The 20911-nt window shown below is 69.5% G+C and carries 22 protein-coding genes, 1 pseudogene and 1 riboswitch; of the genes and pseudogenes, 4 read left to right on the forward strand and 19 right to left on the reverse strand.

The genetic code is table 11. The annotated features are described in order from the left end of the window. From ACAG26_RS23650 to rplS, 7 genes and pseudogenes are all read right to left on the reverse strand, one after another. On the reverse strand, nt 1–286 hold a 286-nt coding region (locus ACAG26_RS23650; protein ID WP_370485515.1), incomplete at its 3' end, for an ATP-binding cassette domain-containing protein. Nucleotides 287–536: 250 nt separating this feature from the next. After that, nucleotides 537–605: riboswitch (Fluoride riboswitch) on the forward strand. Between the two features lie 569 nt (nt 606–1174). Beyond that, the gene (locus tag ACAG26_RS23655) at nt 1175–1840 is read right to left on the reverse strand and encodes a GNAT family N-acetyltransferase (protein ID WP_370485516.1); all 666 of its coding nucleotides are present in this window, start codon (nt 1838–1840) and stop codon (nt 1175–1177) included. A gap of 61 nt (nt 1841–1901) precedes the next feature. Beyond that, a complete protein-coding gene (locus ACAG26_RS23660) occupies nt 1902–2960 on the reverse strand; it encodes a hypothetical protein (RefSeq protein ID WP_370485517.1) in 1059 nt (352 codons plus the stop codon). A 60-nt stretch (nt 2961–3020) separates the two neighbouring features. Continuing rightward, the gene (locus tag ACAG26_RS23665; RefSeq protein WP_012393608.1) at nt 3021–3326 is read right to left on the reverse strand and encodes a DUF2469 domain-containing protein; all 306 of its coding nucleotides are present in this window, start codon (nt 3324–3326) and stop codon (nt 3021–3023) included. Further along, nucleotides 3323–4077: pseudogene (locus ACAG26_RS23670) on the reverse strand (ribonuclease HII). Before ACAG26_RS23670 ends, ACAG26_RS23665 begins: the two are co-directional and overlap by 4 nt. 2 nt (nt 4078–4079) lie before the next feature. After that, nucleotides 4080–4964 (reverse strand): signal peptidase I, encoded by an 885-nt coding sequence (gene lepB, locus ACAG26_RS23675; RefSeq protein ID WP_370485518.1) that lies wholly within the window; start codon nt 4962–4964, stop codon nt 4080–4082. Nucleotides 4965–5048: 84 nt separating this feature from the next. After that, nucleotides 5049–5390 (reverse strand): 50S ribosomal protein L19, encoded by a 342-nt coding sequence (gene rplS / locus ACAG26_RS23680; protein WP_370485587.1) that lies wholly within the window; start codon nt 5388–5390, stop codon nt 5049–5051. A gap of 340 nt (nt 5391–5730) precedes the next feature. On the opposite strand from rplS, the gene ACAG26_RS23685 reads away from it, so the two are divergent. After that, a complete protein-coding gene (locus ACAG26_RS23685) occupies nt 5731–6648 on the forward strand; it encodes a hypothetical protein (RefSeq protein ID WP_370485519.1) in 918 nt (305 codons plus the stop codon). A gap of 80 nt (nt 6649–6728) precedes the next feature. On the opposite strand, the gene trmD is transcribed toward ACAG26_RS23685, so the two are convergent. The 6 genes from trmD to ACAG26_RS23715 form a co-directional block, all read right to left on the reverse strand. Then, nucleotides 6729–7412 (reverse strand): tRNA (guanosine(37)-N1)-methyltransferase TrmD, encoded by a 684-nt coding sequence (gene trmD / locus ACAG26_RS23690; protein ID WP_370485520.1) that lies wholly within the window; start codon nt 7410–7412, stop codon nt 6729–6731. Continuing rightward, the gene (rimM, locus tag ACAG26_RS23695; protein ID WP_370485521.1) at nt 7412–7933 is read right to left on the reverse strand and encodes a ribosome maturation factor RimM; all 522 of its coding nucleotides are present in this window, start codon (nt 7931–7933) and stop codon (nt 7412–7414) included. The genes trmD and rimM overlap by 1 nt, the downstream gene beginning before the upstream one ends. A 16-nt stretch (nt 7934–7949) precedes the next feature. Further along, nucleotides 7950–8192, reverse strand: coding sequence for an RNA-binding protein (locus ACAG26_RS23700; RefSeq protein WP_071023621.1), 243 nt, complete (start codon nt 8190–8192; stop codon nt 7950–7952). A 7-nt stretch (nt 8193–8199) separates the two neighbouring features. Next, nucleotides 8200–8685: a 30S ribosomal protein S16 gene (rpsP, locus tag ACAG26_RS23705; protein ID WP_370485522.1), complete on the reverse strand. Its 486-nt coding sequence runs from the start codon at nt 8683–8685 to the stop codon at nt 8200–8202. Between the two features lie 159 nt (nt 8686–8844). Continuing rightward, nucleotides 8845–10194: a magnesium transporter gene (gene mgtE / locus ACAG26_RS23710; RefSeq protein WP_370485523.1), complete on the reverse strand. Its 1350-nt coding sequence runs from the start codon at nt 10192–10194 to the stop codon at nt 8845–8847. Continuing rightward, complete coding sequence (locus tag ACAG26_RS23715; protein WP_370485524.1) at nt 10191–10610, reverse strand: nuclear transport factor 2 family protein; 420 nt, start codon at nt 10608–10610, stop codon at nt 10191–10193. Before ACAG26_RS23715 ends, mgtE begins: the two co-directional genes overlap by 4 nt. A gap of 133 nt (nt 10611–10743) precedes the next feature. Here ACAG26_RS23715 and ACAG26_RS23720 point away from each other — a divergent pair, with 133 nt between their 5' ends. Next, nucleotides 10744–11634: a D-alanyl-D-alanine carboxypeptidase family protein gene (locus ACAG26_RS23720; protein WP_370485525.1), complete on the forward strand. Its 891-nt coding sequence runs from the start codon at nt 10744–10746 to the stop codon at nt 11632–11634. A 13-nt stretch (nt 11635–11647) separates the two neighbouring features. Here the strand turns inward: ACAG26_RS23720 and ACAG26_RS23725 are convergent, their stop codons facing one another. The 4 genes from ACAG26_RS23725 to ffh all read right to left on the reverse strand — a co-directional run bounded on the left by ACAG26_RS23725 (nt 11648) and on the right by ffh (nt 16946). Next, nucleotides 11648–12619: an acyl-ACP desaturase gene (locus ACAG26_RS23725; protein ID WP_370485526.1), complete on the reverse strand. Its 972-nt coding sequence runs from the start codon at nt 12617–12619 to the stop codon at nt 11648–11650. A 149-nt stretch (nt 12620–12768) separates the two neighbouring features. Further along, a complete protein-coding gene (locus tag ACAG26_RS23730; RefSeq protein WP_370485527.1) occupies nt 12769–14274 on the reverse strand; it encodes a serine/threonine-protein kinase in 1506 nt (501 codons plus the stop codon). A 41-nt stretch (nt 14275–14315) separates the two neighbouring features. Continuing rightward, nucleotides 14316–15383, reverse strand: coding sequence for an amidohydrolase family protein (locus ACAG26_RS23735; RefSeq protein WP_370485528.1), 1068 nt, complete (start codon nt 15381–15383; stop codon nt 14316–14318). Then, nucleotides 15384–16946: a signal recognition particle protein gene (gene ffh, locus ACAG26_RS23740; protein ID WP_370485529.1), complete on the reverse strand. Its 1563-nt coding sequence runs from the start codon at nt 16944–16946 to the stop codon at nt 15384–15386. Between the two features lie 338 nt (nt 16947–17284). On the opposite strand from ffh, the gene ACAG26_RS23745 reads away from it, so the two are divergent. Both ACAG26_RS23745 and ACAG26_RS23750 read left to right on the forward strand, forming a co-directional pair. Next, entirely contained in the window at nt 17285–18163 is an 879-nt protein-coding gene (locus ACAG26_RS23745; protein ID WP_370485530.1) for a PE domain-containing protein, read from the forward strand. Nucleotides 18164–18207: 44 nt separating this feature from the next. Further along, nucleotides 18208–19434 carry a PPE family protein gene (locus ACAG26_RS23750; protein ID WP_370485531.1) on the forward strand — a complete coding sequence of 409 codons (1227 nt, stop codon included), beginning with the start codon at nt 18208–18210 and terminating at the stop codon, nt 19432–19434. A gap of 217 nt (nt 19435–19651) precedes the next feature. On the opposite strand, the gene ACAG26_RS23755 is transcribed toward ACAG26_RS23750, so the two are convergent. Together ACAG26_RS23755 and ACAG26_RS23760 are read right to left on the reverse strand one after the other, a co-directional pair. After that, nucleotides 19652–20320 carry a response regulator gene (locus ACAG26_RS23755; protein ID WP_370485532.1) on the reverse strand — a complete coding sequence of 223 codons (669 nt, stop codon included), beginning with the start codon at nt 20318–20320 and terminating at the stop codon, nt 19652–19654. Next, nucleotides 20317–20472 (reverse strand): hypothetical protein, encoded by a 156-nt coding sequence (locus ACAG26_RS23760; protein WP_370485533.1) that lies wholly within the window; start codon nt 20470–20472, stop codon nt 20317–20319. The genes ACAG26_RS23755 and ACAG26_RS23760 overlap by 4 nt, the downstream gene beginning before the upstream one ends. Between the last annotated feature and the right edge of the window lie 439 nt (nt 20473–20911).

Consider the following 20911-nt stretch of genomic DNA (forward strand, 5'->3'; position numbering starts at 1 on the left):
TCGACCCGAACAACGCGCCGTCCTGGAACAACACCCCGAACAAGGTGCGGATCTCGTAGAGCTCCTTGGCCGAGCACTCGATGATGTCGGTGCCCTCGACAATGATCGAGCCGCGCTCAGGCCGTATCAAACCAATCAGGGCTTTCAGGAACACCGTTTTGCCGGTACCCGACGGGCCCAGCAACACGCTGACCTCACCCGAGGGAATCGTCATCGTGACGTCTTCCCAGATTCGCGCAGAACCGAAGGACTTGGTCAGTCCTTTAACGTCAATCGCAGTACCCATGACGGCCCCTTCCGCCTGGGAGACGTACGTCTCCAAACAGATGTTGTTAGGAAGAAGCCATCAGCGCCGAGCGACGCAAAGGGTGGCGGAGCTTCATCCGCCGGCCACCAATCCAGATACCGCAGCCGATTTCAGAATACCAGCGGGCGGGCCACGTAGCAGGGGCCCAGCGCCAGCCATCTTTCCGGTTTCCGGCGGTAGCATGCCGATCCTGCCTTTGCTACCGTGAATTCAACCGCGATTAGCCACTGCGCGGCTTGGCGATGAAGCTCCGCCACCACCGTTCGCGCCAGACGGCGCTGATGGCTTCTACCCCGCAAAGTGAGGGAGAAGCCATGGATAACCATCAAGCGCCCGATGTCGACGTAGTGAAGGACGCTGAACGCATCGTCTACCGAGAGAAATGGCGTGTATGCGAGGAGCAAGCAGCCGCGCGACTGGCGGGCACCAGCGCACTGACCTGGACGCGGCTGTTCCCGCAGAGCCCGGTGATCCGGGTTGTCGCCCTTGACGGCGTGGTAATCGGCCGCGTCCGCATCGATGGCACGAGGTGGATCGCAACCGGGAACGGGCAAGGAGACCCGATCGCTGACTGTGGCTGCTTCCCCGCTGCGGTGGCGGCCTTAGCATGCCAGGCGGGGTGTCGGGGCTCGACGTCAAAACCCGCCGCGCCCGAAAACGGATTATCGGCGTAGATGCGCAGCTGGACCTGATCGTCACACTGACGGGATCCGAGTGTCAGGTCGCACCACGGCTGCCAGCGGTGCGCGTGGCGCGGGTACACACGCGCGACATGGAGGTGACGAGTCCCGTACTTCGAGCGTTCCCAGGCCCGGCTGATCGGTGGCGTGAGCACGTCGGGCGGTGGGGTGTGCCCCGTTCGACGGGTCAGCCGGGTTTGGCGCCGGGCGCGCGCACCACCAGCGGCACCCCCGGGAAATACGCGGCCAGCTCCGAGCGGGCCTTGCGCAGCGCGGCGGTCCCGTAGCCCTTCTTGCGGTGCTCGGGATGGATCCAGATCCGGACGTTCACCTCGCCGTGGGCGAGCTCGCCGAACACCATCCCGACCTTTTCGGTGTCGTCGACGGCGACGAACCAGGCGGCTTCCTCGTCGTCCACCCGGGATAGCGCCGCGCGGATCTCGTCGTCGAGGTCGCCGGCGGGCTCGCCGGATCCGTCGCCGCGGGCCCCGATCTCGGCGGTGCGCACCGCGAAGATGTCGCGGTCGGTGTCGCCGGCGAACACCCGCAACTCCAGCGCGTCGGCCACGCTGGCCGGCCGCTCGGTGCGGGTGAAGGTCAACTGCTTGTTCAGGTCGTCCAGCTCGTCGGCGATCCGGCGGCGGGAGTCCTTGGTGAGCTGATCGAAGGACATCCCCATCACGGCTTCACAGCCCAGCCGTGAGGTGTCGAGCAGGGTGGCGATCGCGTCGACCGCCGCGGGCCGATCCTCGGCGTCGACGATCACGTCGAGCACCTCGTGGCGGCGCTCCAGCGCTTTGAGCAGGGCGTCGGTGATCTCGCGGCGCGCGACGGCGCGGTCCTGATCGGTCATGGCGTAAGCGTAGAGCAGGCGCTGCGGCGCCCGCGCCCCGCCGACGAAATCGTGCGCCGGTTTAACCGGGGCGCGGGATCCGTTGCTGGGCGGCGAGGATCGCCGGCAGGTACCGCGCATCCGGGCGCAGCGCGTGCTCACGCAGCGCCGCCTCGGTGAACTTGATGACGTGTTCGTCGCCGTGGTCCAGGGCGCGCCCGATCAACTCGGCCACCGGCGGGGCGTCGATGTCGGCGGCCCGCCCGGTGACGTCGTCTTCGCCGGCGGCCGCGTCGGTGAAGGTCAGCAGCATGGCCAGGTGGCTTTGCCACATCGCGGCGACCGTCGGCAGCCGCAGCTCATCCGGCAGGTACGGCAGCACCAGCCGGATCGCCGCCGGCGCGGTCACGCCGTGCACCAGCGGCACCGGGGCCGCCTCCGGGTGCGCCAGATACACGCCGGCGAACGTCGCGGTCATGTCGCTGAGCAGCCCATCCGGGTCGGCCGCGGCGAGGGCGCCCAAACCCGCCGCGTACCCGGCGTGAGAATCCAGGGTGGCCGGGTGCGGCGCGTCACCGTCGCTGCGCGGCAGCGCGGCCACCGCGGCGGCGACGCTCGCCGACCCGGTCAGGCGCGCGGTGCCGGGCAGGGCGGTGTAGCCCGCGGCCCAAAACGCCAGTCCGCGGGCCAGTTCGCCGAGTTGGACCGGGTTCGGGTCGGCGGCCCCGGCCACGCCGCGCACCGCGTGCGCGGTCCGGATCAGCCCGTGGGTGAGGCGCGCGAACAACCCGGGCAGCAGCCGCGGCCACCATGCCGCGAGGACGGCGCGCCAGGGCTGCGTGTCGAGCTGGCGACGAAACAGCAGCTCCCAGTCGCCGGCCCGGTCGAATGCCCCCAGCGCCGGCCGCCACGACGCCTCGTCGCCGGCGTCGAGCGCAAACCGCGGCGCCGGCGGCGGGTGGTGGTCCATCCGGCGTCGATATGCGCCGACCCAGTCGGGAACCTCGGCGCCAAAGCCCAGCACCGCCAATGCTTCGGCGGCCATCGGCCCGTGGTTGGCGAAGTGATGCTCACCGCGTTCGTAGCCCAAGTCGTCCATCCGCTGCAACGCGTCGGTGACGACGTCCACGTAGCCGCTCATCGGAGCTCCCTTGCAAACCGCGCTACTTCCCAGTCTGCCCCCGCCGACCGGTCCGCGGTGCTACTCGGGCAGCCGCAACTCGGGCTTTTCCACCTCTTCGATGTTGACGTCTTTGAAGGTCACCACCCGCACCTGTTTGACGAAGCGGGCCGGGCGGTACATGTCCCACACCCAGGCGTCGGCCAGCCGCAGCTCGAAATACACCTCGCCGTCGGCGTTGCGGGGCACCATCTCCACGCTGTTTGCCAGGTAGAAGCGCCGCTCGGTTTCCACGACGTAGCTGAACTGGCCCACGATGTCCTTGTATTCGCGGTACAGCGAGAGCTCCATCTCGGTTTCGTACTTCTCGAGATCTTCGGCACTCATCTGCTCAGCTGTCCTTCTCGGCGGTTGTCAGTTCCATCTTTCCTCATCCGGGCTCGCCGCATGGCGCCACCGGCTCCGCGATCATCTGCAGACCCGACGAGGTCGCCACCCGGCGCACATTGATGAACGAAAACCGGTGTTCGCGGCAGGGCCCCAGCGCGGTCAGCGCCGCGGTGTGCGCCGGGGTGGCATAGCCCTTGTGCTCGGCGAACCCGTAGCCGGGGTGATCGGCGTCCATCGCCACCATGAACCGATCCCGGCTGACCTTGGCCAGCACACTGGCCGCGGCGATGCAGGCCGCCGCCCCGTCGCCGCCGATCACCGGCAGCGACGGCATCGGCAGCCCCGGCACCCGGAACCCGTCGGACAGCACATAACCCGGGCGCACCGACAGCCCGGCCACCGCCCGGCGCATCCCCTCGATGTTGGCGGCGTGCACCCCGCGGCGGTCGACTTCCACCGAATCGATGAACACCACGTGGTAGGCCAGCGCGTACCGGCAGATCAGCGGATACAGCTTCTCCCGCGCCTGGGGGGTGAGCTTTTTCGAGTCGTCCAGCGCCGCGAGGCTGTCCAACCGGCCCGGCCCCAGCACGCAGGCCGCGGTCACCAGCGGACCCGCGCAGGCGCCGCGCCCCACCTCGTCGACGCCGGCCACCGGCCCCAGCCCGGTGCGGTAGAGCACCGACTCCAGGGTGCGTAACCCGGAGGACTTGCGGATCACCGGGCGCGGCGGCCAGGTCGACGCCATGGCTAGGGACCCTGCTGCGGGTTTACCGAATCAACACCACCCCAGCGCGTCGGGGGCCAGGCGATGAACCGCGCCTTGCCGATGACGTTGCCCACCGGCACCGTCCCGGCCGTCGGGTCACCGGTGCACAGCAGGTGCTCACGCACGCCGTCGGGGGTGTTGGCGCAGTGCGCGCGGGAATCCGCCGAATGGGTCCGATTGTCGCCCATCACCCACAGCCGCCCCTGCGGGACGGTGACCGGCCCGAAGTCGCTGCCCAAACACGGGTAGACCGTCGGGTCGGCCATCATGGTGGCCGGGTCCAGATACGGCTCGTTGAGGCGATTGCCGTCGACGGTCAGCCCGGTGTCGGCACGGCACTGCACGGTCTGGCCGCCGACCGCGATGACCCGTTTGACCAGGTCGTTCTCGTCGGGTGGGACGAATCCGATGACGGACAGCGCGTTTTGCACGGCGCGCACCGCGGCGTTGTGCGACCGAATCGACTTGTAGCCGATGTTCCACGACGGCGGGCCCTTGAAGACGACCACGTCGCCCGGGCGTGGCGAAGAGAACCGGTAGCTGATCTTGTCCACCAGAATGCGGTCACCCACACAGCCCGGGCACCCGTGCAGCGTGGGTTCCATCGACTCCGACGGGATGAGGTAGGGCCGGGCGACGAACGTCAGCATCAGGTAGTAGAGAACCACCGCGATGGACACCAGGATCACGCCCTCGCGCAGCGCCGCCCGCTTTTTGTCGGCGGGCTCGCCCTCGGTGGGCGCCTGCTCCGCGGTCGGGGCCGGTGCCTCCGGCGCGGCGTCGACCGGCGGCTCGGGCGCGGCGTCGGCGGCCGCCGAGTCAGCACCGGGGGGATTCTCAGGTGACGAGTCGGTGGTTTCAGTCACGAGATCAGCGTAGTCAGCGGGGCCCGCGGCGCTGCGCGCCGCACACGGCGGCGCGGGGCGCTGCGCCGGTCGCCACCCACCAGGTCAGCGCTTTTCCTTGATCTTGGCTTTCTTGCCGCGCAGCTCGCGCAGGTAGTACAGCTTCGCGCGACGCACATCGCCGCGGACCGCGACATCGATGTGGTCGATGTTGGGGGAATGCACCGGGAAGGTCCGCTCCACGCCGACGCCGTAGCTTTCCTTGCGCACCGTGAACGTCTCGCGGATACCACCGCCCTGCCGACGAATCACCACACCCTTGAACACCTGGATGCGCTGCTTGTTGCCCTCGATCACCTTGACGTGCACGTTGACCGTGTCGCCAGGTCCGAAGGCCGGGATGTCGTCGCGCAGCGACGCCTTGTCGACGAAGTCCAGCGTGTTCATTTCCGAAGGCACTTCCTTGCGGGTCGCGACTGCGGGCAGCTGCTCACGCAGGGGGCGTGGCGTGCTCACCGAGCCGATTGGATTCGGGCATTGTGGCGTGTCGTGCAGCAGGCAAAGCCAACCGGCAGCCGGCAACCGCTCGACGACAACTGCTCAATTGTGCCAGATGGCCTCCATGCGGTGAAATCGCCGGAAATCCGGGGGGTCTATCCGGCGCCGCAAGGCACGCTGACGTGACCGATGTGACGAGGAGCCGGGCCCAGCTCCGGTACCCTAATGCGCGGGCGGCGGATTGCGGCGAGCCCACTCACAGTTTGCGTTACGCGTCTCGAGGAGGCCCATGCGCGCGCGGCCGTCGAAGCTGCTGCTCACCATCGCCTCGGTGGCGGTGCTGGTGGGGGCATGCGTCGGCAAAGTGCACGTCGCGCCGGCGGCCAGCGCGCCCACGCCCCGGATCGCCGTGGTCACCCCGATGGCTACCGCGCTGAACGGCCCGGGCGTGCCGGCCGGACAGGCCACCCCCGACCTCGACGGCCTGCCGGCCCGGATCGAACAGGCCACCGCCGACGCGGCCGCCCAGGGCGCCGCCATCTCGGCCGCGGTGCTCGACCGGGCCACCGGTCAACTGATCTCCAACAACCCGAGCCACAGCATCGCGACCGCGTCGGTGGCGAAGTTGTTCATCGCCGACGATCTGCTGCTGCACGAGTCGGACGGGGCCGCCGAGCTGTCCCCGGAGGAGCGCGCCGAGCTGGACGTGATGCTGCGGTCGTCCGACGACAACGCCGCCGAGAAGTTCTGGAACGCGGGCGGCGGCGACGCGATCATCACCCGGGTGGCGACCCGCTACGGTCTGGCCGCCACCACGCCCGGCAGCGACGGGCGCTGGTGGAACACCATCAGCACGGCTGCGGATCTGGCCCGCTACTACGACATGCTGCTCGACGGGGCCGGCGGGCTACCCCGGGAGCGGGCCAGCATCATCATGACCGACTTGGCCCACTCCACCGCGGCCGGCATCGACGGCTACCCGCAGCGGTTCGGCATCCCGGAGGGCCTGTACGCCGAACCGGTCGCCGTCAAGCAGGGCTGGATGTGCTGCATCGGGGCCGACTGGATGCACCTGTCGACCGGCGTCGTCGGCAGCGATCACCGCTACGTGGTGGTGGTCGAGTCGCTGCAGCCCAGCGACGACGCCACCGCGCGGCAGACCATCACCCAGGCCGTCAAGACGATGTTCCCCGGCGGACGGATCTGATTTCGTCGCCGGGGGTGAATCTCCCGACGCATCGCCGGCGTGTCGCGTCGGGAAATTCACGCTCGGTGGCGTTGCCCCGGCTACAGCAGGTCGGGGCGGCGTTCCCGGGTGCGCTGCAGCGAGGCCTGCTGGCGCCAGGCGGTGATCCGCGCGTGGTTGCCCGACAGCAGCACCTCCGGGACGTCGAGCCCGCGCCAGCTCGGCGGCCGGGTGTAGCTGGGTCCCTCCAGCAGCCCATCGGTGCCCGGCGAGTGCGAATCGTCGTGGTGCGATGCCGGATTACCCAATACCTCGGGCAGCAGCCGCAGCACCGCCTCGATCATCACCAGCGCCGCCGCTTCGCCGCCGGCCAGCACGTAATCACCGATCGACACCTCGGCCACCCGCATCCGCCGGGCCGCGTCCTCGATGACGCGCTGGTCGATGCCTTCGTAGCGTCCGCAGGCGAACACCAGGTGCTGCTCGCCGGTCCACTGCTGGGCGGTGGCCTGACTGAACAGCACCCCGGCCGGGGTGGGCACCACCAGCAAGGTGTCCGGGGAGCACAGCTCATCGAGCGCGGGCCCCCACACCGGGGCCTTCATCACCATCCCCGGTCCACCGCCGTAGGGCGCGTCGTCCACCGACCGGTGCACGTCGTGGGTCCAGCGGCGCAGGTCGTGCACCCCCACGTCGACCCGCCCGGATTGGATCGCCTTACCCGGCAACGACTGTCGCAGCGGCTCCAGGTAGTCGGGGAAGATCGTCACGACGTCGATACGCACTAGGTCCCCAGCTCCAGCAGGCCCTCGGGCGGATCGATTTCGATCGTCTGCGCCTCCAGCGATACCGAGGTGACGATCGCGGCCACGAACGGCACCAGCAGCTCGGCGGCGCCCTCCCGGCGGACCGCGAGCAGTTCCCCGGCGGCGGTGTGCAGCACCTCGGTGACCGTGCCGAGCCGCTGACCGGCGGTGGTCTGCACCCGCAAACCTTCCAGCTGGTGGTCGTAGAACTCGTCGGGGTCCTCGATCGGCGGCAGTTCGTCGGAGTCGATGACGAACAGGCTGCCGCGCAGCGCGTCGGCCGCGTCGCGGTCGGCCACCCCGGCCAGCCGCACCAGCAGCCGCCCGCCGTGCTCGCGGACGGTGTCGATGACGTAGCTGCGCTCGGGGCCGCCGGATTTGCGAGCGCGCAACGCGGCCCCGGGGACGAACCGGGCGTCGGGGTCATCGGTGCGCACCTCGACGACGATCTCGCCGGTGATCCCGTGCGCCTTGACGACCCGCCCGACTGTCAGCTCCATCAGAGCTCCGCGGTGTTTATTGGTCGGTGTCCACCACGTCGACGCGGATGCCGCGTCCCCCGATCCCGGTGACCAGGGTGCGCAGCGCGGTGGCGGTGCGCCCGCCGCGGCCGATCACCTTGCCGAGGTCATCGGGATGCACGTGCACCTCGACGGTGCGGCCGCGTCGGTTGGTGACCAGGTCGACCCGGACATCGTCGGGGTTGTCGACGATCCCGCGAACCAGATGCTCGACGGCGTCCACGACAACGGTGCTCATCGGCGGGTCAGCTCTCGCTCTCGGCGGCCGGCGCGGCCTCGGCGTCGTCGGCCTTGGTCGTGGCGTCGTCGGCCTTGGTCTCGGCCTTGTCCGCCTTCTTGGCCGGGGCCTTCTTCTTCTTGGGGGTGGCGGCCTCGGTGGTCGGCCCACCCTCGGCCTCGGCCAGCGCGGCGTTGAACAGCTCCAGCTTGGAGGGCTTGGGCGGCTTGACCTTCAGGGTGCCCTCGGCGCCGGGCAGGCCCTTGAACTTCTGCCAGTCCCCGGTGATCTTGAGCAGCTTGAGCACCGGCTCGGTCGGTTGGGCGCCCACCGACAGCCAGTACTGGGCCCGCTCGGAGTTGATCTCGATCAGGCTGGGCTCTTCTTTGGGGTGGTAGCGGCCGATGACCTCGATCGCTCGACCGTCGCGGCGGGTGCGCGCGTCGGCGACGGCGATGCGGTACTGGGGGTTGCGGATTTTGCCAAGCCGGGTGAGCTTGATCTTGACAGCCATGCGGGTATCTCCTGTGGTGTCACGCTGCAATTCAGCGATCGGGGCGGGACTGCCCAGACCCGGTTTTGCCTTGCGTGTATGACCGCCGAGCGGCGCGTAGTCGCGCGGCGGACAGCCGCCTATCCTGCCACAACGCGCCGCGCCGCCGGTAATCCAGGCTCAGATGGGCAGCACGGCCTTGGCGATCAGGAAGTAGATCACCAAACCGGTCGCATCGACGAAGGTGCTGATGAACGGGTTGGAGAACACCGCCGGGTCGGCGTGCAGCGCCCGCGCGACCAACGGCATCACCCCGCCGACGGTGGCGGCCATGGTGCACACGCTGACCAGTGACAGCCCGATCACCGTGCCCAGCGAGCGGTTGTAGACCACGCTGGCCAGCACGAACGCCACCGACCCGAGCAGCAGGCCCAGCATCAGCCCCACCCGGAATTCGCGGGCCACCACCTTGGCGGTGTCACGCGGGCCGATGTCCCCCAGCGCCAACGCCCGGGTCACGGTGGTGGTGGCCTGGTTGCCGGTGTTTCCGCCGGTGCCGATCAGCAGCGGGACGAACAGCGCCAGGGCCACCACGTGGTTCAGGGTCCCCTTGAACGCCGACAGCACCTGCACGGTGAACGTGGCGCCCACCGCCAGCACCAGCAGCCAGACCACCCGGGCCCGGACCAGGTTGCGGATCGGACTGGCCAGATACGGTCGCCGCAGCGGCTCGGTGCCCCCGGTGCGGGCCTGGTCTTCGGTCTCGGCGGTTTCCAGGATCCGCAGCGCGTCGTCCACGGTGAGGATGCCCACCAGCCGCGACTCGTTGTCCACCACCGGCAGCACCAGGACCTTCAGGTCGGCGCAGCGCCGGGCGGCGGTCTCGGCGTCGTCGGTGGCCCGCACCGGGTGCGCCGGCTGCATGATCTCGCCGATCGGGGTGGCCGGCGACGCCCGCAGCAGATCACGCAGGCTGACCACCCCGACCAGCGCGCGTCGGTCGTCGGTGACCGGCAGCGTGTAGACGGTTTCGGCGTCCTCGAGGCGTTGATGAACACGCGACAACGCCTGCGCGGCAGTGGAATCCGAGCGGACCGCGACGAATTCCGGGCTCATCCGCCGCCCGATCGACCCGTGCGGATAACCCAGGACGGTCGCGGTCAGCCCCCGCTCATGCGGCGGAAGTCCCTGGATCAACCGTCGGGCCACCGAGGCGGGCAGCTCATCGAGCAACTCCACCCGATCGTCGGGATCCAGGTCGGCGAACAGGGTGGCGACGTCCTCCTGCTGCAACGCCCCCACCAAATCACCCTGCAGCGTCGGTTCGAGATCCTCGAACACTGCAAGCGCCTGCTCTTTGGTCAGCAGCCGGTAGAGGACCGCGCGTTGTTCACGATTCAGCCGCTCCAGCACATCCACCGTCTGCGGCGGGCTCAGCCGACGGACCGCGGCCGTCGCCGCGGCCAGGTCGACATCGACGAGGGCGCGTTCAATCACCCGGGCATCGCAATCAGGGCTCAACGGCGTCACCCGACCCGGTCAAAGCATTTGGTCTCGACGCGCCGACTCATCCGCCAGCCCGCCCCGGTGCGGACGAACTCGTCGTCGTACCACAGCCCCAACAGCATGGTGGTGGGTTGGTCGCCGGTGAACACCATGGGATTGAAACAGAAGGTCCGCGCGGCGGCGCGGTCGCCGTCGACCCGAATCGACGGCAGGCCCAGCATGTGGGCGTAGTTGGCGAAGGCCGGCAACACCTCGCTCAGCCACGCCTTGACCTGCGGATAGTGGCCGTCGATTCCGCCCATCGCGCGGTAGTCGATGTAGGCGTCCGGGGTGAATACGTGATCGAGATCATCGAATCGGCGAAGGTCGATGGCGGTGGAATAGTCGACCAGCAGTTGCTGGATCTGCCACCGGTCGGAAATTTCGGCCTGACTCAGCATTCCTCGATTGAACACGATCAATGTGGTCCCGCCCATGCCGCCGAAATCGACGGGAGCGCGAGAAAGGTCGAGAGCGCAGGTCGCTAACGTCGATCTGGGCGCTGGCCCGGCTCCCGGGTTAGGCTCAGCGGCCATGCGGAAGTTCATCGCGTGCGTCGCGGTCGCCGTGAGCAGCCTGGTCGGTGCGGTCGGGATGCTCACCGTCCAGTCCCCCGTTGCATCGGCCGACGTGTCCCAGCCCGCGGGCTCGGTGCCGATCCCGGCCGGCCCGGCGCCGAACTGGATCGTCGCGGACCTCGACAGCGGCCAGATCCTGGCCGAAAGCAACGGCGATGCGCTCCACCCGCCGGCCAGCACCATCAAGGTGCTGCTGGCGCTGGTGGCGCTCGAGGAGCTGAACCTGGACTCCAGTGTGGTCGCCACCCCCGCCGACACCGAGGTGGAGTGCAATTGCGTCGGGATCAAACCCGGCCGCAGCTACACCGCCCGCCAGCTGCTGGATGCGACGCTGCTGGTGTCCGGTAACGACGCCGCAAACACCTTGGCCGACATGCTCGGTGGCCCTGATGCCGCGGTGGCGAAGATGAACGCCAAGGCCGCCGCGATCGGCGCCACCAGCACCCACGCCGCGACCCCCTCCGGGCTGGACGGCCCGGGCGGTTCGGGGTCGACCACCCCGCACGACCTGGCGGTGATCTTCCGGGCCGCCCTGGCCAATCCGGTGTTCGCGCTGATCACCGCGGAGCCGTCGGCGATGTTCCCCACCGATACCGGTGAGAAGCAGATCCTCAACGCCGACGAGTTGCTGCAGCGCTATCCGGGTGCGATCGGCGGCAAGACCGGGTTCACCAACGCCGCCCGCAAGACGTTTGTCGGCGCCGCCGCCCGCAACGGCCGCCGGTTGGTGATCGCGATGATGTACGGGCTGATCCACGAGGGCGGTCCGACGTATTGGGATCAGGCCGCCAGCCTGCTGGATTGGGGCTTCGCGCAGGGTCCGCAGGCGGCCGTCGGCGCGCTGTAATTCGGCGGGCTACTTAGCCCAGTTTTGCTGCGGCCCTGCGCTTTTCCCGCGCCAGGTAGCGGTCCCGGGATTCCTCGAACTTCGTCGCCTCCGCCTCCAGGCCGTGCAGGAAGGTGGCCAGCTGGTCGCGGTGGTTCTCCCCGTCGCCGCTGAAGTCGGTGCGATCGAAGATGCGCCACTTACGCAGCACCGGCATCACCACATCGTCGAGGTGCTGACGGGTGTCGTAGATGCCGCCGACGGCCATGGTGACGGCATTGCGCCGAAAGTCGGGCATCGAGAAACCCGGCATCTGGAAGTGGGTCAGGATGCGCCGGATCGACTCGATCGCCTGGTCCGGGGCAATCTCGAGGCTGGCCTCCATCACGTTGCGGTAGAAGATCATGTGCAGGTTTTCATCATTGGAGATGCGCCGCAGTAACCCCTCGGCGGTCGGGTCGCCGCAGGCCTTACCGGTGTTGCGATGGGAGACCCGGGTGGCCAACTCCTGGAATGTCACGTAGGTGATGGAGTCGAACAGGGTGTCGGCGAAGACCACGCCCTGGCCCTGCTGACCGGGACTGAACCCCGCGGTCACCTGTTCGACGCGGGCCGTCTCCAGCTGGATCGGATCCACCGCTCGGGTGACCACCAGGTAGTCGCGTAACGCGATGCCGTGCCGGTTTTCCTCGCAGGTCCAGCGGTTCACCCAGGCGCCCCAGGCGCCGTCCATCCCCACATTTTGGGCGATCTCACGGTGGTAGGAGGGCAGGTTGTCCTCGGTGAGCAGGTTGGTGACCATGGCGATCCGCGCCAGTTTCGACAGTCGCGATTCGGCAAGGTCCCAGTCGGCACCGCCCAACGCCGCGTAGTTGTGTCCCTGCGCCCACGGGACGTAATCGTGCGGCTGCCAGTCGGTGGTCGCCGACAGGTGACGGCTGAGGTTGGCCTCCACGGTCGGTTCGAGTTCGCGCAGCAGGTCCACGTCGGTGTAGACGGTCGACATCGGTCTCCTCAGGCGTTGGGCATTTCGCGGGCGCATTGCCGGGAGTGCTAAGTCCAGACCGTGCCTACTCGGGGTTCACGCTATCTGCGTGACGCTACCGCATCACGCGCGTGACCTGGCGGATTGCGCGACCCGCACCGGGCCCGGGCTCATCGGGGCACGGTGACGCCGGGCGGTACCGCGCCCACTCGCCCGGCGACGGCGGGTATTTCGATCTTGCCGCCGCGCTGACCGCACTCATCGGTTTCGACGGTGACGGTCATCACACCGTGCATCGGGCCGTGCGGCTGCGGCTGCAGCCGCAGCGCCTGGATCGTGGTTTCGTTGGCGGCCGCCCCGCTCGGTCCCACACACGGGAACCGCAGCGTTTGCGGCCGCGACTGCCAGGCGCCGTCGCGGAAATCCAGCATCAGCAACTGACTGGCGGCGGCCGGGCTGACCCGCTGGTGGTCGGTGTCGTCTAGCTGGATACCGGTGGCGACGCATCCGGCGGCGCTGCACGAGGACCGAAACGCCCACCAAGTGCTGACGTTGGGCGGCTGCGGGGCCGGGGTGTCGTTGAACGTCTGCTGCGCCCGGTTGACGTCGACCTGGTACGCGCCGTCGAGCAGTTGATCCGGTGCGGGCTCGGCGGCGGTGGTGCTGGTCGGCATCGGCGACGGCACCGGGGCGCTGGGGGCGGGCCCCGCAACCGGTGCGGCGGGGGCATCGGTGTGCCGGCCGATCAGGATACCGGCGAGCAGCGCCGCCGGTATCAGTGCCAGCGCAGCGGCGCCGACCAGCGCCCGCGTCCGGCGCCGCGACGCGGCGCCGGACGCGGGCGGTTCCGGGTCGTCGGGGTAGTCGATGACACCGGCGTCGGGGCGGTACACCCCCGACCGCCCGTGGGCTCGCTGGCTGAGCGCGGCGGCGAACTCGCCGCACCGGCCGAACCGGTCGGTGGGATTGGGGGCCAACGCGACCGCCAGCACGTCGTCGAGCGGGGCCAGGTCGGGGCGCCGGTCGCCCAGCTTGGGTGCCGCCAGATCGGACTGCTGCTGCGGCGGCGCCCCGGTCAACAGATAGACGGCGGTGGCGGCCAGACCGTACTGGTCGGTGCGCTCGTCAACGACGCCGCCGGTGACTTGTTCGGGCGCGGCGTAATGCAGGGTGGCCGGTGTCTGCCCGATGGGCGCGATACCAAAGTCGACCAGCAAGATTCGCGGTTCATCGTCGTTGGTGAGCAGCACGTTGCTGGGTTTGACGGCGCGGTGCAGGATGCCGCGCCGGCGCGCGTAATCGAGTGCCCCGGCGAGCGCCGCCACGATGCCCAGCGCCTCGGCCACCGGCATCCCGGACGGGTAGCGCTGCGCCACCACCTGGGTCGCCGAGTCCCCGTCGATGTAGTCCATCGCGGTCCACAGCCGGCCGTCGGATTCGCCACGCTGGTGGGCGTCCACGATGTGCGGGTGATGCAAGGTGGTGGCGGTCTGCGCCTCGCGGGTGAAGCGCTCACGGAACTCGACGTCGGCGGTCATCGCCGCGGGCAGGATCTTCAGGGCGTCGTAGCGGGTCAGCCCGGCGCGCTGCGCCAGGTACACCTCACCCATCGCGCCAAAGCCCAGCAACCGCTCAATGGTGTAACCAGCGAACGTCGCGCCGCTGGACAGCCACATGGCCAAAATCCTAAAACGTCGGCGCCGAACCCGCCTGTTCTCTAGAACACGGTCCCGCGCAGCATGACCAGGTCGGGTCGGCTCAGCACCGCCGGGCCGGTGCGCGGGTCGGCGGTGAAACACAGCAGGTCGGCGGGGGCGCCGTGCTCCAGCCCCGGTTGACCCAGCCACCGGCGGGCGTCCCAGCACGCCGCGCCCACCGCCGCGGTGGGGCTCATCCCGACCCCGGTCAGCGCGGCCACCTCGTCGGCGATCCGGCCGTGGGTGATGCCGCCGCCGGCGTCGGTGCCGGCGTAGATCGGCACCCCGGCCTCGCGGGCCGCGGCGATCCGCGGCCGGGCACTGGCGTACAGGGCGCGCATATGCGCGGCATAGGTCGGGTACCTGGTCGCCGAATCGGCGATACCGGGGAAGTTGTCGATGTTGATCAGCGTCGGGACCAGCGCGGTGCCGTGAGCGCGCATCAAGTCGATGACATCGTCGGTGATGCCGGTGCCGTGTTCGATGCAGTCGATGCCGGCGGTGATCAGACCGGGCAGCGCGTCCTCGCCGAACACGTGCGCGGTGACCCGGGCGCCGTTCGCGTGTGCGGCGCCGATCGCCGCCGTCAACACCTCGTCGGACCACAGCGGCGCCAAATCCCCCACCTCGCGGTCGATCCAGTCGCCGATCAGCTTGACCCAGCCGTCGCCGCGGCGGGCCTGCACGGCCACCGCGTCGGGCAGCGCCGACTCGTCGTCGAGGTCGATCGGCAGGCCAGGAATGTAGCGCTTGGGGCGGGCCAGGTGCTGGCCGGCGCGGATGATGCGCGGCAGGTCGGCGCGGTCATCGAGGGCCCGGGTGTCGATCGGTGATCCGGCGTCACGCAGCAGCAGCACCCCAGCCGACCGCTCGGCCTCGGCTTGGGCGATGGCCTGCTCGGCGGTGACCGCGCCGCCGGGCCCGATCCCGACGTGGCAGTGCGCGTCGACCAACCCCGGCAGGATCCAGCCGCCGTCGAAGATGGTGTCGGCGTCGGCGGCGGGTTCGGCGGACAGCCGGCCGTCGACGATCCAGAACTCGACCTGCTCCTCGTCGGGAAGCCCGCGGCCCCGAACGTGCAGGCGCACTTACCGCTTGCCCGGGAAGTTCAGCTTGGACAGGTCGAAATCGGCCAGCCCGGGCGGCAGTTCATCCAGACCGGCGGGCATCTGCGACAGGTCGGGGAACCCGTCGGGCATCGCTGCGCCCAACGGATTGCGCACCTTCGGCGGTGTCGGGCCCCTCTTCTTGCCCTTTTTGCCTTTGCCGCCTTTGGCTTTGGCGGCCTTGCGGGTCGCGCTTTTGCGGCCCAGGCCGGGGATGCCCATGCCGCCCATCATCGACGACATCATCTTGCGGGCCTCGAAAAAGCGGTCGACCAGCTGGTTGACCTCCGAGACGCTCACCCCGGAGCCGTTGGCGATCCGCAGCCGCCGGGAGGCGTTGATGATCTTGGGGTCGGCCCGCTCGGCCGGGGTCATGCCGCGGATGATGGCCTGCAGCCGGTCCAGGTGGCGGTCGTCGACCTCGGCCAGCGCTTCTTTCATCTGGCCGGCGCCGGGCAGCATCCCCAGCAGGTTGCCGATCGGACCCATTTTGCGGATCGCCAGCATCTGCTCGAGGAAATCCTCCAGGGTCAGCTCACCGGAGCCGATCTTGGCGGCAGCGGCCTCGGCCTGCTGGGCGTCGAAGACCTGCTCGGCCTGCTCGATCAGGCTCAGCACGTCGCCCATGCCCAGGATGCGGCTGGCCATCCGGTCGGGGTGGAAGACGTCGAAGTCGTCCAGCTTCTCCCCGGTGGAGGCGAACAGGATCGGCACCCCGGTGACTTCGCGAACCGACAGCGCCGCCCCGCCGCGGGCGTCGCCGTCGAGTTTGGTCAGCACCACCCCGGTGAACCCGACGCCCTCGCGGAAGGCGTCGGCGGTGGCCACCGCGTCCTGACCGACCATGGCGTCCAGCACGAACAGCACCTCGTCGGGGTCGACGGCGGCGCGGATGGCGGCGGCTTGGGCCATCATCTCCTCGTCGATGCCGAGCCGGCCGGCGGTGTCGACGACGACGACGTCGAAGTGTTTGGCTTTGGCCTCGGCCAGCCCCGCCGACGCGACCGCCACCGGGTCCCCGGGGCCGGCGTCGTGCGCACCGTCGGGCGCGGTCCCGGGATGCGGGGCGAACACGGCCACCCCGGCGCGTTCGCCGACGATTTTGAGCTGGTTGACCGCGCCGGGCCGTTGCAGGTCGCAGGCCACCAGCAGCGGGGTGTGCCCCTGGCCGCGCAACCATTGCGCGAGCTTGCCGGCCAGGGTGGTCTTACCGGTGCCCTGCAGACCGGCCAGCATCACCACGGTCGGCGGGGTCTTGGCGAACGCCAGCTGGCGGGTCTGTCCGCCGAGGATCCCGATCAGTTCCTCGTTGACGATCTTGACGACCTGCTGGGCCGGGTTGAGCGCCCCGGACACCTCGGCGCCCTTGGCCCGGTCCTTGATCCGGCCGATGAACGCGCGCACCACCGGCAGCGACACGTCGGCCTCGAGCAGCGCCAACCGGATTTCCCGGGCGGTGGCGTCGATATCGGCGTCGGTCAACCGACCCTTGCTGCGCAGCCCCTGCAGGGCCCCGGTCAACCGGTCGGACAGAGATTCAAACACGCCGCCAGCCTAATAGGCCGCTGCGGCTGCGCTCGGCGCCGCGGATCGCCCCGCCGCGTGCCTGACCGGGTGGGGCAGCTCCGGACGACAACCGGTGGCGCCGCCGAAACACCCGACGGGCAGGTCCGAGCAATCACGCGAATAGCCACATATCGTCACCGCTATTTGCACTTTAACGCCTTTCCATACATTCGTTATAAAGCCGTCAATAAAGGGTTTACTGGAGGTCTTTTTCTCCCGCTTTCCAGCAAGATGAAGGGCGCGCAACGAGTGGCCGTATGCCAGCGCGGAAGGTCACCCATTTCTTCGAACGAGCGCATATTTGTGAGGAGAACCCCATGTCGTTTGTGACCGCACGCCCGGACGCCCTGACCGTGGCGTCAAGCAAACTTGCGGCGGCCGGATCTGCCCTGGCCGCCCAGAACGCGGCCGCCGCCGGCCCGACCACCACGCTGGCCCCGGCGGCCGCCGATGAGGTGTCGGCGCTGCAGGCCGTCCAGTTCGCCGCGTACGGCCAGCTTTACCAGTCGATCGCCGCGGAAGCGACGCAGATCCACAACCAGCTCGTGCACATTCTGCAGACCAGCGCCGGATCCTATGGCGACACCGAATCCGTCAACGCCAGCGCGGCCACCACACCGTTGCCGGGACTGCTCGGGGGACTGACCGGGTCAGGATCGGGGTCGGGGTCGGACCCGTGGTCGTGGTTCACCGACCTCCTCGGCGGGACCGGGCCGGGCGGGCTGTCCGGCAACCTGACCAACATCGGGAACATCGGGACCGGCAACTGGGCCTCGGCCGCGTCGAACCTGCTCGGCATGGCCGGCGGCGGGCTGCTCGACCTGCCCGACGAGGCCGCAACCGCGGATGCCGAGGCGCTCGGTGCGGGCGGCCTGGCCGGTTTGGACGCACCGCTGCTGGCCGGCGCGGTGGCTCCGGTGGGCGCCGGTGCGGCACCGGTGGCGGCCGGGGTGGCTCAGGCATCGTCGGTGGGCGGTTTGTCGGTGCCACCCAGTTGGGCCGGGGAGCCGACGAACGCCGCGCCGGCACGGTTGGCGGGCGCCGGCTGGGTGGCGGCCCCCCACGCCGCTCCGGCGGGCCCCGGCACGCTGCCCGCCGGGATGCCCTCGGTGGCCTCGGCCGGGCGCGCCCCCGGTTTCGGCACCCCGCGCTACGGCATCAAACCCACCGTGATGCCCAAACCGGGCGTTGTTTAGGCATCCCGCAGCCACCATCGCTTGAGCAGACAGGACGACACGATATGGATTTCGGAGCGTTGCCCCCGGAGATCAACTCGGCCCGCATGTACGCCGGGGCCGGGCCGGGCCCGCTGATGGCCGCCGCGGCGGCGTGGAACAGCCTGGCCGCCGAGTTGGACACCACGGCGACCTCCTGCCACGCGGTGGTCGCCGAGCTGACCGGCGCTGACTGGCTGGGCCCGGCGTCGGCGTCGATGGCCACCGCCGTCACCCCCTACCTGGGCTGGATGAACGCCACCGCGGCCGCGACCCAGCACGCCGCCGCCCAGGCCATGGCCTCGGCGGCGGCGTTCGAGACCGCGTTCGCAATGACGGTGCCGCCGCCGGTGATCGCCACCAACCGGGCCGCGCTGGCGGCCCTGACCGCGACGAATGTCCTGGGGCAGAACACCCCGGCGATCGCGGCGAACGAGGCCCTCTACGGCGAAATGTGGTCCCAGGACGCCGCCGCCATGTACGGCTACGCCGGTTCCTCGGCGACCGCCGGGACGTTGAACCCGCTGGCCACGCCGACGCCGGTGACCAATCCCGCGGGGCTGGCCGGGCAAACCGCCGCGGTCGGTCAAGCCCACGCCGGTGCGGCCACCGCCGCCGGGCACACCGAGCCGTCCCAGCTCCTCTCCCACGCATCCGCTGCGATGCAGGGGCTCGCGTCACCGCTGAACGCCGGATCGGGGGTGTCGGGACTCTCGGAGGCGATGTCGGAAATGGCCGACGGTGTGGACAGCTTCTTCGGTATTCCGCTGGTGTCCAACGCCACCAACGGCGCGGTGAACACCGCGGCGTGGTTCGTCATGGCCGCCATCCCGAACGCGGTTTCGCTCAGCCACACCCTGGCCGGAGCCGCCCCGGCAGCAGCGACCGCCGAGGCGGTCGCCCCGGCGGGCTTAGGAGCGGGCCTGGGGGCCGTGGTGGCCGGTGCCGCGGCGCCGGCCGGGTCCGCCACCGTCGGCGGTGCGCCGGTGTTGGCGGGGATGGCCCAGGCCGCCACCGTCGGCGGGTTGTCGGTACCGACCACCTGGTCGGCGGCCACCCCGCCGACGAGCGCCGACACCGCGGCATGGACCGGCACGGGCTGGACCGCTGCCGCCGAAGACAGCACGCCCACCGGACCCATGCCGGCCGGGATGCCGTCGGCGGCTTCGGCCAGCCGCGGCGGGTTCGGCCTCGGCGCCCCCCGTTACGGGGTCAAACCGACGGTAATGCCCCGCCCGGTCGGGGTCGGCTGATGCCCTCCGGCAACCCCCGCTAACCGGAGGCGGCGCCGCGGCCCCGTTCGCCGCGCCGAGCCACCAAACGGTGCAGTGTCATATCTCGTGCACACAAAAGTTCCGCCGCAATGAGAAATAGCATTGGACCGCGCCGCACCGCCGACCATAACCCGTGCGGAAAATACGCCGACCGATCCGGTCGGAGCGCACTTTTCCCTACCGCACAGAATAATGGTTACACCTCAAAGCGGTAACCCACGCGCGCAACGGTCAGCAAATGTTTCGGGCGTGACGGGTCATCCTCAAGCTTGCGTCGCAACTGGGAGAGGTAGATCCGCAGATAGTTGGTCGCCAGCACGAAACCGGGCCCCCACACCTCGGTGAGCAACTGCTCGCGGCCGACCAGTTCGCCGCGGTGCCGCACGAGTGATTCCAGCAGCGCCCACTCGGTGCGCGTCAGATGGACCTTGCTGCCGTTCTTGAGCACCTTTTTGGCCGACAGATCGACGGTGAACGACCTGGTTCGCACCACCTGATCAGGTGTGGAGGCCCGGCGCACCGCCGCGCGCAGCCGCGCCAGCAGTTCCTCCGACCGGACTGGCTTGGTCACGTAATCCACCGCACCCGCGTCGAGTGCGGCCACTTTGCCGGCGGAGTCGGTGCGCGCCGACACGACGATGACCGGAGCCGGCATCCAGCCCCGCAGCCCGGCCAGCACCTCGATGCCGGAGAAGTCGGGCAGGCCCAGGTCCAGCAGCACCACGTCGGGCTGGTGGATGGCGGCGGCGCGCAGTGCAGCAGACCCGGTGGCGGCCGTGATGGTTTCGTATCCCCGTGCGGACAGCATGATGTGCAGCGTCCGCACAAACCGGGCGTCGTCGTCGACGACCAGCACGCGCGTCATGGCCGCCACGTTCGGTGCCGGGTCCACGACCGCACCGGGTAGCCCTGGTTGCGGCGGGCCCGGGCCAGGCCGGCGCAGGCCGGTGAGATGTCGGGATCATGACCGCTGGCGGTGACGGCGTCGGGCAGACCAACACCGTTAGCCACGCTCACGGGTTGCCGACCACCGTCAACCCGAAATCGAACAACACGAACGTGCCCTTCCGTCCACGATGAGCCGATTCCACCGATCGCCGAATCGATGCCTGCGTCATGTAACGCCACCCCCCGCGGCCAGGCAAGACCGTGGCTGGCGACCAAACGCTTTTTTTACGAATCTTGACGGTTTCTTGCCGATCACGCGCCCCGCGGCCGGGCTCGCGTCCCGCCAGGATCCTTGATGTCAAAGCGGCGGTGCCGATTTCGCTCCTGCTCGACCAGCTGACCGGGGCGCCCCGGTGACCACGGGATGGCCGGTCACCCGCGAACCGCCCTTTCTTACCGCGACAACAATGTGACGGAAAAGTTAAAAAAATCGCACTGTTAATACCGCAATTCAGCACGCTTAAAGGCAAGTTGCAAATTTCTCACAGGAGACTCGTATTCGTTAAAA

Origin of the sequence: Mycobacterium sp. pUA109, from assembly GCF_041287095.1 — a bacterium.
Taxonomy (GTDB): Bacteria; Actinomycetota; Actinomycetes; order Mycobacteriales; family Mycobacteriaceae; genus Mycobacterium.